Origin of the sequence: Mycobacterium ulcerans subsp. shinshuense (assembly GCF_002355775.1) — a bacterium.
Taxonomy (GTDB): Bacteria; Actinomycetota; Actinomycetes; order Mycobacteriales; family Mycobacteriaceae; genus Mycobacterium; species Mycobacterium marinum.
The window spans coordinates 3,242,337-3,256,344 of record NZ_AP017624.1; the positions used below are offsets into that span (position 1 = coordinate 3,242,337).

9 protein-coding genes and 1 pseudogene are annotated in these 14,008 nt (G+C 64.7%); 5 read left to right on the top strand and 5 right to left on the bottom strand.

The features are described 5' to 3' along the window. Positions 1-11 precede the first annotated feature (11 nt). From glgX to treZ, 3 genes and pseudogenes are all read left to right on the top strand, one after another. Complete coding sequence (glgX, locus tag SHTP_RS14535) at positions 12-2,189, top strand: glycogen debranching protein GlgX (RefSeq protein WP_096370969.1); 2,178 nt, start codon at positions 12-14, stop codon at positions 2,187-2,189. Between the two features lie 3 nt (positions 2,190-2,192). Then, entirely contained in the window at positions 2,193-4,490 is a 2,298-nt protein-coding gene (gene treY, locus SHTP_RS14540) for a malto-oligosyltrehalose synthase (RefSeq protein ID WP_096370970.1), read from the top strand. Further along, positions 4,487-6,250, top strand: a pseudogene (treZ, locus tag SHTP_RS14545) (malto-oligosyltrehalose trehalohydrolase). The gene treY and the pseudogene treZ overlap by 4 nt, the downstream one beginning before the upstream one ends. 12 nt (positions 6,251-6,262) lie before the next feature. Here treZ and SHTP_RS14550 read toward each other — a convergent pair. Then, on the bottom strand, positions 6,263-7,588 hold the full coding sequence (locus SHTP_RS14550; protein ID WP_096370971.1) for an aminotransferase class I/II-fold pyridoxal phosphate-dependent enzyme: 1,326 nt from the start codon (positions 7,586-7,588) through the stop codon (positions 6,263-6,265). 41 nt (positions 7,589-7,629) lie between these two features. Between SHTP_RS14550 and SHTP_RS14555 the strand changes: the two genes are divergently transcribed. Continuing rightward, complete coding sequence (locus SHTP_RS14555; protein ID WP_096370972.1) at positions 7,630-8,166, top strand: pyridoxamine 5'-phosphate oxidase family protein; 537 nt, start codon at positions 7,630-7,632, stop codon at positions 8,164-8,166. 27 nt (positions 8,167-8,193) lie between these two features. On the opposite strand, the gene ilvA is transcribed toward SHTP_RS14555, so the two are convergent. Beyond that, entirely contained in the window at positions 8,194-9,474 is a 1,281-nt protein-coding gene (gene ilvA / locus SHTP_RS14560; protein WP_096370973.1) for a threonine ammonia-lyase, read from the bottom strand. Between the two features lie 33 nt (positions 9,475-9,507). Continuing rightward, positions 9,508-9,945, bottom strand: a complete 438-nt coding sequence (locus tag SHTP_RS14565) for a nitroreductase family deazaflavin-dependent oxidoreductase (protein WP_036449830.1) — start codon at positions 9,943-9,945, stop codon at positions 9,508-9,510. 102 nt (positions 9,946-10,047) lie between these two features. Here SHTP_RS14565 and SHTP_RS14570 point away from each other — a divergent pair, with 102 nt between their 5' ends. Next, positions 10,048-10,278, top strand: coding sequence for a hypothetical protein (locus tag SHTP_RS14570; protein ID WP_011739679.1), 231 nt, complete (start codon positions 10,048-10,050; stop codon positions 10,276-10,278). Positions 10,279-10,285: 7 nt separating this feature from the next. Here SHTP_RS14570 and SHTP_RS14575 read toward each other — a convergent pair whose 3' ends face one another. Beyond that, the gene (locus SHTP_RS14575) at positions 10,286-12,160 is read right to left on the bottom strand and encodes a lysophospholipid acyltransferase (protein WP_096372481.1); all 1,875 of its coding nucleotides are present in this window, start codon (positions 12,158-12,160) and stop codon (positions 10,286-10,288) included. 14 nt (positions 12,161-12,174) lie between these two features. Continuing rightward, complete coding sequence (gene fadD11 / locus SHTP_RS14580; protein ID WP_096370974.1) at positions 12,175-14,001, bottom strand: fatty acid--CoA ligase FadD11; 1,827 nt, start codon at positions 13,999-14,001, stop codon at positions 12,175-12,177. Between the last annotated feature and the right edge of the window lie 7 nt (positions 14,002-14,008).

A 14,008-nucleotide genomic window follows, 5' to 3' on the forward strand; every position in this document is an offset into this window, starting at 1 on the left:
AAGGTCATACGATGTCGCCGAACAACGCCGTGGACTCTGGCGTAACGCCACCTCCGCTGCCCACCGTATGGCCGGGCAGCGCGTATCCACTGGGAGCCACCTATGACGGCGCCGGCACCAACTTTTCGCTCTTTTCCGAAATCGCCGACCGGGTCGAGCTCTGCCTGATCGCCGACGACGATAGCGAATCGCGGATCTCTCTCGAGGAGGTCGACGGATACGTCTGGCACGCCTATCTCCCCAACATCAGCCCCGGCCAGCGCTACGGCTTTCGGGTCTACGGGCCATTCGACCCCGCGGCCGGGCACCGCTGTGACCCGAGCAAGCTGCTGCTCGACCCGTACGGGAAGGCGTTCGACGGCGATTTCACCTTCGGGCAGGCGCTGTTCTCCTATGACATGAAGACTGTCGACCTGGGCTCGGCCGACCCCGGTATCCCTCCCATGGTCGACTCCCTGGGCTCCACCATGACAAGTGTGGTGATCAACCCGTTCTTCGACTGGGGTTATGACCGGGCTCCGATGATTCCCTACCACGAGACCGTCATCTACGAAGCCCACGTCAAAGGCATGAACCAGACCCATCCGGACATCCCCGAGGAACTTCGCGGCACCTACGCTGGGCTGGCCCACCCGGCGATCATCGACCACCTGAAGTCCCTCAATGTCACCACCATCGAACTGATGCCGGTGCACCAATTCATGCACGACTCGCGACTGCTGGACCTAGGCCTACGGAACTACTGGGGCTACAACACCTTTGGATTCTTCGCCCCGCACAACCAATACGCAGCCAACCGCCAAGCCGGCAGCGCGGTGGGAGAGTTCAAGTCCATGGTGCGCAGCCTGCACGAAGCAGGCATCGAGGTCATCCTCGACGTCGTGTACAACCACACCGCCGAAGGCAATCGCCTCGGCCCAACGATCAACTTCCGCGGTATCGACAACTCCGCGTACTACCGGCTGGTTGACTCCGACCTGCGCTGGTACAAGGACTACACCGGCACCGGCAACAGCCTCAACGCCCGCCACCCCCACGTGCTGCAGCTGATCATGGACTCGCTGCGCTACTGGGTAATCGAGATGCACGTCGACGGATTCCGTTTCGACCTGGCCGCGACTTTGGCCCGCGAGTTGCACGACGTGGACCGACTGAGCGCGTTTTTCGACCTGGTGCAGCAGGATCCGGTGGTCAGCCAGGTCAAGTTGATCGCCGAGCCGTGGGACGTCGGCGAAGGTGGCTACCAGGTCGGCAACTTTCCCGGTTTGTGGACGGAGTGGAACGGGAAATACCGCGATACTGTGCGTGACTACTGGCGGGGCGAGCCCGCAACCCTTGGCGAATTCGCTTCCCGGCTGACCGGGTCGTCGGATCTCTATGAGGCGACCGGTCGACGGCCGAGCGCCAGCATCAACTTCGTCACCGCTCATGATGGGTTCACCCTCAACGACCTGGTCTCTTACAACGAAAAGCACAACAGCGCCAACGGCGAAGACAATCGTGACGGGGAAAGTCACAACCGCTCCTGGAACTGCGGCATCGAGGGCCCCACCGACGATCCCGACATCGTGGCGCTGCGCTACCGCCAAATGCGCAACTTCTGGGCCACCTTGATGGTCAGCCAGGGCACACCGATGATTGCCCATGGCGACGAAATCGGGCGCACCCAACAGGGCAACAACAATGTCTACTGCCAGGACTCCGAAATATCGTGGATGGACTGGTCATTGGTTGAAGCGAATGCCGACCTGCTGGCATTCGCCCGAAAGGTGACCACGTTGCGCAGAAACCATCCGGTCTTTCGTCGGCGACGGTTTTTCGAGGGTGAGCCGATCCGAACCGGCGACGAGGTGCGAGACATCGCCTGGCTGACCCCGAGCGGCCAGGAGATGTTGCACGACGATTGGAACCGCAGCTTCCACAAGTGCGTTGCGGTGTTCCTCAACGGTGAGGCGATCACCGCACCCAACGCCCGCGGTGAACGAGTCGTTGACGACTCATTTCTGTTGTGCTTCAACGCCCATGACGAAACGGTGGAGTTCGTCATGCCGCACGATGACTATGCCAACGAATGGACGGTGGAGCTGGACACCAACCATCCAGCCGGCGATGCCGACGCGGTGGTGAAGGCCGAAGACACCGTATCTGTGCCCGGCCGTTCGCTGATCTTGCTGCGTAAGACCGCGTAGCCCATGGGCTTTCCCGTCCTGTCCACCTACCGACTACAGCTGCGCGGCCCATCAAGCGGATTCGGATTTACTTTCGCAGACGCCGAGAATGTGCTGGATTACCTCAGCGAGCTTGGTGTTTCCCATCTTTACCTGTCCCCTATCCTGACCGCCGTAGCGGGGTCCTCCCACGGCTATGACGTCACCGACCCGACCACGGTGTCAGCCGAGCTCGGCGGCCTCGACGGCTTGGCGCGGCTATCCGCGGCGGCGCGGGCTCGCGGCATGGGCCTGATTGTGGACATCGTGCCCAACCACGTGGGTGTCGATCGGCCGCAACAGAACATGTGGTGGTGGGATGTGCTGCGCCACGGCCGCAACTCCGAGTATGCGGGGTATTTCGACATCGACTGGGATCTCGACGAGCACGGTCGAATCGTGCTGCCGGTGCTGGGTTCTGACGCAGACGTGGCCGACCTGTTGGTCGACGGGGACCTGCTGCGGCTGGGCTCGCTGGCATTCCCCATCGCTGCGGGTACCGGTACCGGCACCGGAGCCGAGGTGCATGAGCGCCAGCACTACCGATTGGTGGGCTGGCGACGCGGCCTGTGCGGTTATCGCCGGTTTTTCTCGATCACCTCGTTGGCCGGGCTACGCCAAGAGGATCGCGCGGTTTTCGATGCCAGCCATGTCGAGATCGCACGTTGGTTCGCCGACGAACTCGTCGATGGTCTTCGTATCGACCACCCCGATGGGCTGTCCGATCCCTGCGGCTATCTGCAATGGCTGCGCGAACTGGTCGGCCAGCAGGCCTGGATTGTGATCGAGAAGATCCTGGCCGCCGACGAGGCGTTGGAGCCCACGCTGCCGGTGGACGGCACAACGGGCTATGACGCGCTACGAGAACTCGGCGGACTCTTCGCCGACCCGGCCGGAGCGGCAGAGCTCACCGCGCTGGTCGAGTCCGCCGACGTGGACTACCAGGCCATGGCGGCACTGTTGGCCGATCTCAAGATCCGGGCGACAACCGACACCCTGTCCAGCGAATTGAGCCGGTTGAGACGAAGCATTGCCGCAACGGCCGGCCGGGATCATCCGCTGCTGGGTGAGGCGGTGGCCGCGTTGCTTACCCATATCGGCGTCTACCGCTGCGACTACCCCGGGCTGGCCTCGATCATGCCGACCGCGATCGCCGAAACCTGTATTGCGGCACCCGAATTAGGCCCGCCGCTGCAGCTGGTGGCGATGGCTTTGGCCCACGGCGGCGAACCCGCCAACCGGCTGCAGCAACTGTGCGGCGCGGTGACCGCCAAGGCCGTCGAGGACTGCTTGTTCTACCGAGACGCCCGGCTGGTGTCACTCAACGAGGTGGGTGGCGAGCCGCACCGGTTTGGAGTCAGCGCCGCAGAGTTTCATCACAATGCGGCCACCCGCACCCGGATGTGGCCGCAGACCATGACGACGTTGACCACCCACGACACCAAACGCGGCGAAGACGTGCGAGCGAGAATCAGCGTGTTGTCCCAGGTTCCGTCACTATGGGCCGAATTCGTCGCCCGCGCCGAAAGCCAAGCCCCCTCCCCTGACCGAGCAACGGGACAGTTCCTGTGGCAGAACATCTTCGGCGTCTGGCCGGTCACCGGGGAAGTCAGCGAGCAGCTGCGCGACCGGCTGCACAGCTACGCGGAGAAAGCGATTCGGGAAGCGGCTTGGCACACCAGCTGGAACGACCCGGACTCCACTTTCGAAGACGCGGTACACCGGTGGCTGGACGCTGTCCTGGATGGTCCGGTGGCCGGGCAGCTGACCCAACTCGTGAATCACCTCAATCCCCATGCCGCCAGTGACGCGCTGGGCCAGAAGCTGCTCGCACTGACCGTGCCCGGGATACCCGACGTTTATCAAGGCACCGAGCTGTGGGAGGACAGCCTGGTCGATCCGGACAACCGGCGCCCCGTCGACTACGCCGCCCGCCGAGCCGCGCTGCGAGAGTTGCGGCATCCCAAGATCCGGGTCGTAAGCACGGCCCTTCGAATGCGGCGTTCCCACCCGGAGTGCTTCCTGCGCGGCGCCTACATTCCGGTGCTTGCCAGTGGCACCGCCGAAGATCACATCGTGGCGTTTCGCCGTGGCGAGGACATCCTGGTCGCGGTGACCCGCTGGACGGTAGGACTGCAAGAAAATGGCTGGGATGACACGGTATTGCCGTTGCCCGAGGGGTCCTGGACCGACACTCTCACCGGCGCCTTGGCAAGCGGGCCGGCACCTGCCGCCGAACTGTTCTCTGAGCTGCCCGTCGTCCTGTTGGAGCGCCAAGCATGACTGAATTCCGGGTGTGGGCGCCCAAGCCCGAATTGGTGCGGCTAGATGTCGAGGGCGGCGTGTACCCGATGAGGCGCACCGACGACGGCTGGTGGCACACCGCGATCGAGACTGCGCCAGCTGCCCGCTACGGATTTCTGCTCGACGATGACCCCAAGGTGCTGCCCGACCCCAGATCTGCCCGCCAGCCCGATGGGGTGCACGCCCGCTCCCAGCTGTGGAACCCCGCCGCGGCCACCTGGACCGACGGCGCCTGGGCCGGTCGCTCCGTGACCGGCGCGGTGATCTACGAGCTGCATGTCGGCACCTTCACCGCCGCGGGCACATTTGACTCCGCCATCGAGAAGCTGGACTACCTAGTCGATCTCGGGATCGACTTCGTCGAGCTGATGCCGGTGAACTCCTTTGCCGGCACTCACGGCTGGGGATATGACGGTGTGCTCTGGTACAGCGTCCACGAGCCCTACGGCGGCCCCGCCGGACTGGTCCGGTTCGTCGACGCTTGCCATGCGCGCGGTCTGGGAGTGCTGATCGATGCGGTGTTCAACCATCTCGGGCCTTCGGGAAACTATCTGCCCCGATTCGGGCCTTACCTGTCCTCGGCGAGCAACCCGTGGGGGGGAAGGCATCAATATCGCCGACGCCGACTCGGACGAGGTTCGCCGCTACATCATCGGCGTCGCGCTGCGCTGGATGCGCGAATTCCATGCCGACGGTCTGCGGCTGGACGCCGTCCACGCGTTGGTGGACACCACCGCAGTACCCATCCTCGAAGAACTGCCACCGAGACCGACTGGCTGTCAAAGCAAGTCGGTCGCCCGCTGTCGCTGGTCGCCGAGAGCGACCTCAACGATCCGCGGCTGATCACCCCGCGCGATGGTGGTGGCTACGGGATCACCGCGCAATGGGACGACGACATCCATCACGCGATTCACACAGCGGTTTCCGGGGAACGCCAGGGTTACTATGCGGACTTCGGCGCCAATTCCGATTCGATGGCCACGCTGGCACACACACTTCGTCGGGGCTTCTTCCACGCCGGTACCTATTCGTCGTTCCGGCGCCGCCGCCACGGACGTCCGCTGGACACGGCCACGATTCCGGCCACCCGTCTGCTCGCCTACACCTGCACCCATGATCAGATCGGCAATCGTGCGCTTGGCGACCGCCCTTCACAAAACCTGACCAGCGGCCAGCTGGCCATCAAAGCCGCATTGGTACTCGGTTCGCCCTACACGGCGATGCTGTTCATGGGCGAGGAATGGGGGGCCAGCAGTCCTTTTCAGTTCTTCAGCTCGCACCCCGAGCCCGAGTTGGCGGTTGCCACCGCGCAGGGACGCAACGCGGAGTTCGCCGAGCACGGATGGGATGCCGACGAAATCCCCGATCCCCAAGATCCGCAGACTTTTCTGCGCTCCAAACTGGTTTGGGGCGAAGGCGATTCAGGCGAGCATGCCCAGCTACTGCGCTTCTACCGCGATCTGATCGCGTTGCGACACCACGAGACCGACCTGGCCGATCCGTGGCTGGACCACCCGGTGATCGACTATGACGACCAGCAGAGCTGGATCATCATGCGCCGCGGCCGGTTTGGCATTGCGCGCAATCTCGGTACCGAGGCGACGACGGTGCCGCTATCCGGTGCGCTGGTGCTGGGTTGGGGTGAGCCGAACACCAGCGACTCCGGCACCGAACTAGCCGGGCATTCGGTTGCGGTGCTGCGCTGTGACCAATCGACGGCGCCCGCCGAGCCCGCCTGAGCGTCGTCGCCGCTAGACGGTGGGGCGCCCGGTGCGCTGTATCGCCTCGGCAATCGCATCGGCAAGAGGCTCGATCTCTTCGGCGCTTAGACCCGCAATGGTGACCCGTATCCCCGGCGCGCTACGGATCCGGAACCGCGCGCCCGGCGCAGCGGCCCAACCCCGGTTCAGCAGGCGGGTAATCGCCGCGGTTTCGTCGGGGACGGGAATCCAGACATTGAGCCCAGACCGGCCATGTGCGGCGACACCGCGGACGGACAGCGCGGCGCACAACCGGCCGCGGGCGTCTGCGTAGCGCTCCTGCGCCTGGCGAACCAGCCCGGTAGCGGCATCGTCAGCGAAGAGCCGCACGGCGAGATCCTGCAGAATGTGGCTCACCCAGCCCGGCCCTAGGCGCAGCCGCCCGTGCACCCGCTCGACCGTGCGCTGGTCCCCGGCCAACACGGCAAGCCGTAGATCCGGCCCATAGGCCTTGGCCGCCGACCGGACGAAGGCCCAGTGCTGCGTCGCCCCGGCCAGGGTGTGCAGGGGTACGCCGGCGATGCCGGCGCAATGATCGTCCTCAACCAGCAGCACCTCCTCAGCACCCTGGCTCAACACCTCACGCAGCTCCTCGGCCCGGGCCGCCGACAGCGCCGCTCCGGTTGGGTTTTGCGCGCGACTGGTGACCACGACCGCCCTCACCCCGCGGCCCAGCGCCCGCTGCAGGTCAGCAACCAGCGGACCGTCGTCGTCGACGCCCATCGGCTCAACGGGAAGCCCAAGTGCGGCAAGGAGATCCAGGAGGTTTGCCCAGCCCGGGTCCTCGACGGCAACCCGGTCCCCCGGGCGCAGATTCGCGCTCAGCGCTCGCTCGATACCGTCCAGCGCACCGTTGGTCACCGCGAGATGGTCGGCCGCTACACCGTCGGCCGCCAAAGCGGCTCGAGCGTAGTCGACCAGCTCCGCTGACATTGCCGGAGCACCGTAGAGCAACGGCAGCACCGAACCGTCCGGCCATCCGACGGCGGCCAGCGGCAATAGCTCGGGGGCCGGGTTGCCGGTCGAGAGATCTCGCGCGCCGGCAGGCACCCCAAGGTCAAGCGAGGACCGGGGCGTGGATGCCGGCCGGTCGCGCACCCTGGTCCCGCGCCGTCCCGCGGTTTCGACCGTCCCGCGATCACGCAACAGGCGGTAGGCCGCGGCCACGGTGTTGGGATTCACACCCAGCTGACCGGCGACTTCGCGGATCGACGGCAGAGCGTCGCCGGGCGCCAAGCCGCCCTGGGAGATGGCCGATTCAATGCTGGCCGCTATGGACTCGGCGCCACCACCCGCTATCCTATATTGTACTGGCATAGTTACTAGTATGCACTAGTACATATTGAACGGGCAACCACATGACCACTTCCTACGGCCCGACGGCACGCACCACTCCCACCCGCTACCGGGAGCGAGCACGCTACGACAGCGAGACCGTCCATCGAATCCTCGATGAGGCCTTGATCTGCCACTTGGGATACATCCGGGACGGCGAGCCGGTGGTCTTGCCAACCACCCACACACGCCGCGGCGAAACGCTCTACATCCATGGGTCCACCGGCAGCGGCCCAATGCTCGCGGCAAGGGTCGCCGAACTGCCCCTCTGCATCACCGTCACCCTCGTGGACGGGCTGGTGCTGGCCCGCTCGGCAATGCACCATTCCCTGAACTACCGCTCGGTGATGGTGTTGGGCACCGCGCGTGTGGTGAAAGACCCGGACGAGAAGCTGCTGGCCTTGCATGCGCTACTCGACCACATCCAAGCCGGGCGCGCCGCGGACTGCCGGGGCCCGAACCCGCGTGAACTAGCCGCCACCACAGCGCTCAGGGCCGGAACCCCGGAGCCCGCCGCGGATCTAGACCCCGCTACCCCACTGCCGGCCTATCTGCGGTGACCGCGCCGCCCCCGCGCCGGGCTGCGGTTACAGGAGGTACCGGTATGCCGGCGAACCCGGGGCAAGGGGTTCCACGTGAACTTCGGTCTCACGCATCCGAGCCAGCAGGCCATCGAGATTCGCCGCAGACCCCAGCTCGACACCGACCAGCGCCTCACCGGTTTCCCGGTTGTTGCGCTTGACGTACTCGAACAAGGTGATGTCGTCGTTGGGACCAAGCACCTCGTCGAGGAATCGTCGCAACGCGCCGGGTTCTTGTGGGAAGTCCACCAAGAAGTAGTGCTTGAGGCCCAGGTGCACCAGCGAACGCTCCAGGATCTCCCCGTAGCGGGAGACGTCGTTGTTGCCCCCCGAGATCAGGCACACCACGGTCGATCCGGGTTCGATATCGGCTTCCAGCAATCCCGCGACCGACAATGCTCCCGCGGGTTCGGCGATGATGCCCTCGTGCTGATAGAGGTCAAGCATCGCCGTGCAGACCGCACCTTCGTCAACGGTGGTGATCGACACCATGTCGCCGGCCGCGGACAATGCCGCATAGGGCAGCGCCCCCGCCCGATTCACCGCCGCGCCGTCGACGAATTGGTCAACATGGTCCAGCGTGACCGGTTCACCCGCTGCCAGCGCAGCCATCATTGCGGCGGCCCCAGCGGGCTCGATGCCCAGCACCGCCGTCTTGGTCGTCCGCTCCGCCAGGTAGGAGGTGATGCCGGCGATGCAGCCGCCACCACCGACCGGGACCACCACCAGGTCGGGCTCCGCATCGAGTTCGGCGAGCAGTTCGACGGCGATGGTGCCCTGTCCGGCCATCGTGCGCAGGTCATCGTAGGGCGGCACGAGAGTCGCACCGGTACGTTCGACATCCTCACGAGCCGCGACGGCGGCAAGATCGTAGGTCTCCCCACCAACGATCAGGTCGATGAACTCTCCACCGTGGTAGCGGATGCGATCCCGCTTCTGTTTGGGCGTCTTGGCCGGTACATAAACCCGACCGCGCACACCCAGGGTTTTGCAGGCGAAAGCGAAGCCTTGTGCGTGGTTGCCCGCCGAAGAGCACACCACGCCCGCGGCCAGCTCCTCGGCCGTTAGCTGAACCAGCAGGTTATAGGCGCCGCGCAACTTGTAGGACCGTACGATCTGCAAGTCCTCGCGCTTGAGGTAGACCGTCGCGCCGGTGATGTCGGACAACCGCTCGCACAGCTGCAGCGGGGTGGGGGTAATGACGGGGGCGATCCGCTCAGCAGCGTTGTCGATATCAGCCGCAGACAGCGGCGACCTGCTTGGAGTCTGACTCAGTTCGGCGGACACCGGTCAATGGTGCCATGCCGACCAATAAGCAACTCAGCTCACCGGCGTCAGCACAAAAACTGGAATCTGACGGTCGGTCTTTTTCTGGTATTCGGCGTAGTCCGGCCACACCCCTACAGCCCGTTCCCACCAAATCGACTTCTCGTGATCGAACACCTCACGAGCGTCATAGTCGCGGATGACAGTGCCGTCCTGAAGCTCGACTCGAGGATTCTGCACGACGTTGTAGTACCAAACCGGGTTTTTGGGGGCCCCACCCAGCGATGCGACGATCGCATACTCCCCGTTGTGCTCGACGCGCATCAGCGGGGTCTTGCGCAGTTTGCCGCTCTTGGCCCCGACGGTGGTCAGTAGCACTACCGGTTTCCCTTGTAACTGTGTGCCCTCGGTACCACCCGATTCCAAGTATTTGTCGGCCTGTTCACGAGACCAGTCGAGTGGGCTGGGTGCGTATTCACCTTCTAGCGGCATACGCACCACTCTAGGCCGTGCGCCCCCGCACCCCGCCGCGATCAGCGCCGCCGACACCAAATCTTCGGTGACCCGAAAATCAGAGTGGGGTAGGCTGAATCCATGACCACGGCAGAACGATTCTCGACGTTCGCCGCCGCGAACCGAGGCGATGTGCTGATCGCGGGCGTGCCCTGGCCTCGGCACAAGCTGTTTGCCGTGATAGCCGGGCTGGTCACCGTCGTGCTTGTCGGCGCGATCACCAGCAGCGCGGCACCGTCCGTTCTGGGTGCGACCGCCGTCGGGGTCGTCGTTGCGGTGGCGCTCAAGATGATCGCCAAGAACATCGACTAGTCGCGGTTCAGCGCGTCCTGGCCAACTCGGCGATCGTGTTAACCCGTCGTGTCGCCGTAGCGACCTCGTCCGCGAACTGTCGCCGGCGCCGAGAAATGTCCGCAAAATCGGCCCCATCCACCAGCTCGCGATGGCGAGCAAGCCGCAGCGCGGTCTTGAAAAGTTCCATCGACCTCGACTCGGCGTTGGCGATGCGGCGCTGCAACTCCCACTGCTTACCGACATCCAGACATTCGGCCAGGAAGGCCTCTTCGTCGAACGACTCATCCTCGAGGGCGGCCAGTCGATCGGCGACGATGTGATAGGCGTCCAGGAACGGACGCAACACCAAATGCGCCAGCAGCAAGTCGGCCGATTCCAGCAGTTCGCGGACATCGGCCGTGTTGACGGCCTTGGTGATGTCTTCCACCGGCCCGATCAGGCGCACCTCGTCGGCCAGGTCCTTCTCGAACTGCGCGCGCGCCGAGAATAAGAACTCGAACTTCAGCAACTCACGCAGCCGCAACGCCTCGTCGCGCACCGTCGCCGGTGCAACCGAGCTATCCGCCGACATCACCGATATCTCGGCGGCGGCAAGCAACGCCATCTCAGCGATGGCGCGATCAACCAGAATGTGGATCGCGGTGTTGCGATAGAACGCGGCGACGAGGTGTTGATCTTCGCCGATACCCCACACGGCTTCGGTACCAGCGTCATAAACCCGCACGACCCCGGAGGCCACCATCTGGTGCAAGGTCCATCGGATCGTCGAACGGTTGGTCAGGTCGGCCGCACCGGCCACCGCCCAGTTGCGGGCGGCGATGTAGCTCGCCAGCGGGCGCACCGTGGCCAGCACTTCGCTGATCGACAATGACCGATCCGCGCCCAACAGCGCGAGACTTACCACCGCGGTGGGTGTCACCGGGGTGGCCCGGTTGATCCGGTGCTCCACATCCAGGGCAATGCGTTCTATTTCGGTCCCGGTCCCCGATTCGTCGGTACGCAGTTCTTCCAGCCGCTTGCGCAGCGGCAATGGCTCACCGAAGTCCAGGTACGCACGTCCGAGGCGCTCCCCCTGCTGGCGAGCCAACCGGACCAGGAATCGCAGGTCTTCGGGCCGCTTCACCGCACCGTAGGCCTCGGTCGTCATGGCCTCAACCTCGTGCAACTGGTCGTACACGATGGACGTGGGCACCAAATACACCTCGGGACCGTCGATTTCATCGACCGCGTCGGCGATGTAGCGCAGGATGCCGCATACCGGCGGCCGCAACTTGCCCGTCCTGGTCCGCCCACCCTCGATCGACCAGGTCAGATTCGCATGGTTCTGCACCAACTGTGCGGCGTAGGCCCGCAGCACAAAGCGATAAACCGGAATGTCTTTGGTCTGGCGCCGGATGAAAATCGCACCGGTCCGCTTGGCCCAGGCACCCATTGGAAAGAAGTTCAGATTCGCACCACCGAACGTCAGCGCCGGCGAGAGCCGATTGGCCTGAATCACTTCCGGAAGCAGCATGCCGTCCAGGTAGGAGCGATGCGAGAAGGCGAACGCCAACGTCGCCTTGCGGTCCAGCTTGCGCAGCTGGGCGATCTGATCTTCGTCGACCAGCACGTCGTAGGCCCGCATCAGCCAACGACTGAAACCGCGCCAGGCCTGCACTGCGCGCTCATCGAGCGTGGCCGCCATCTCGCGGAGATACCCCGCGGCCTCCGCACGCACCCCGTCGGGATCGCGCCCGAGTTCGGCGGCCAGCTTGGCAAGCCGCTCGTCATACCATGGGGCACTCATCAGCTCAGCGACCTCGGCCGCGTCAGTCGACAGCGGCGATATCGATTCATCGATAATCCCACTGCGCTGCAACAGCTTTCGCGCTCCGACCCGACCAACCTCGCGCGCAGTCATCAGTGGCCCCTTCATCACGCCGGTTGTACCGTTGCCGCGGACGCGGGTTCGTGGACGTGAGGTCCCGGCTTGGCCGCATAGAGTTCTTCGATCTCGGCCGCGTATTTCGTCACGATCGGCCGGCGCTTGAGCTTCATGGTCAGCGTTATCTCGTCTCCCCCGGGTTCCCACAGTGTCGGCAATATGCGGAAGCGCTTGATCTGTTCCACCCGCGATAGTTTGGCGTTGCCTTCGACCACGCCCGCGGCGATCCGGGCAATCACTGCTGGGTCAGCGGCAAGCGCGGCCGGCGACGCATCCGAAATCCCGTGCTGGGCCGCGTAGGGCCCCACCGAGTCGGCATCGAAGACCAGCAGCGCAGTGTTGTACGGACGACCGTCACCGATCGCGATCAGCACGCCCACCATCGGACAGGCCGCCAAGATGGTGTTCTCAATGTTTGCCGGCGACATGTAGTTTCCGGCCGCGTTGATGATCAGCTCCTTCTTGCGATCCACCACCCGCAGGTAGCCGTCCGCATCGACATCGAAGATGTCACCGGTGTGCAACCAGCCATCCTCGTCGATGGCCTCCGCGGTCTTGGCGGCTTCTTTGCGGTAGCCCTTCATCACTAGCGGACCGCGAACCAGGTACTCGCCGTCATCGGCGATCTTGCCTTCCAATCCGGGCAGCAGCTTGCCGACGCTACCCAGTCGCGCATCGCGCGGATGGCTGGCGGTGGCAACGCAACTCAGCTCGGACATTCCCCAGATCTCCGTTATCGGAATGCCGATACCGCAGAAGAATCCCAAAGTCTCCTTGGGGATCGGCGCCGCTCCTGAGACCGCCCACCGGAGTTCGCCGAATCCCAGCCGTTCGCGCAACTTCGACAGCACCAACTCGTCGGCCTTGGTCCATTCGTCGACCACCTCGGCTGACATCGGTTCATCCGCAAGCATGGCCTCTGCGCGCTTGGCGGCCACTGACATCGCCCAGATCAGGGCCTGTTTCTTCATCTCATCGGTCTCGTGGCTGATCGTGAATTCGATGCCGGCCTTGAGCTTCTCCCAGACCCGCGGCACCGCGCCCCACACGGTGGGTCGCACATCGGGCAGGGCGAAGACGATCGCCCGTCCGTCGGCCACCGCGGTGACCTGGGTGCCGAACATCTCCTGCAGATACAGGCCGGTCATCCGGTCGGCGATGTGCGCGGTCGGGAGGAAGGAGGTAACCCGGTCACCGAACTGAATGCCGAACACCTCCTCGATGGCGAACCCCTCGAACAGCAGGTTGACGTGGGTCATCTCGACCCCTTTGGGGTTCCCGGTGGTACCGGACGTGTAGATCAGGGTCACCACGTCATCGGGCTGCACTGCTGCCCATGTCGCCTCGAAATCGAAGTCGTCCGGTGCGGCCGCGTACAGCTCCTGCACCGACATGGTGCCCTCCGGCGCGCCGTCGATGCAGACGATGTGCTCGATGGGTGCGCCGCTAGCACGGATGCGGTCGACGTATTGCTCCTCGCAGATCACGACCTTGGTGCCAGCGTTGTCGAACACATAGGTCAACTGTTCGGCGGGCAACGTGTTGTACACCGAGAACGAAGTGGCGCCAACGTGTTGCGCGCCGACTTCGAGTGGGTAGAACTCGACCCGGTTGGCCATCATCAGCGAAACGGTGTCCCCGCGTCCCACCCCCAGCCCCGCGAGGCCGCCGGCTACCTGCCGCACCTGGTCGGCATACTCTCTCCAGGTCAGCGTCTGGGCGCCCCCCGGCGTCCGGAGTGCGATGGCATCCGGATCGATCGCGGCGCTGCGCTGGAACGCCTCGCACATGGTGGTCGGACGCTCGGTTGGGGTCATTCCCGTC

Excerpts from the sequence above, each read along its gene's own strand:
- glgX (WP_096370969.1), top strand. The coding sequence starts at position 12 with ATGTCGCCGAACAACGCCGTGGACTCTGGCGTAACGCCACCTCCGCTG.
- treY (WP_096370970.1), top strand. The coding sequence starts at position 2,193 with ATGGGCTTTCCCGTCCTGTCCACCTACCGACTACAGCTGCGCGGCCCA.
- SHTP_RS14550 (WP_096370971.1), bottom strand. The coding sequence starts at position 7,588 with ATGCCAGTACAATATAGGATAGCGGGTGGTGGCGCCGAGTCCATAGCG.
- SHTP_RS14555 (WP_096370972.1), top strand. The coding sequence starts at position 7,630 with ATGACCACTTCCTACGGCCCGACGGCACGCACCACTCCCACCCGCTAC.
- SHTP_RS14565 (WP_036449830.1), bottom strand. The coding sequence starts at position 9,945 with ATGCCGCTAGAAGGTGAATACGCACCCAGCCCACTCGACTGGTCTCGT.
- SHTP_RS14570 (WP_011739679.1), top strand. The coding sequence starts at position 10,048 with ATGACCACGGCAGAACGATTCTCGACGTTCGCCGCCGCGAACCGAGGC.
- SHTP_RS14575 (WP_096372481.1), bottom strand. The coding sequence starts at position 12,160 with ATGACTGCGCGCGAGGTTGGTCGGGTCGGAGCGCGAAAGCTGTTGCAG.
- fadD11 (WP_096370974.1), bottom strand. The coding sequence starts at position 14,001 with ATGACCCCAACCGAGCGTCCGACCACCATGTGCGAGGCGTTCCAGCGC.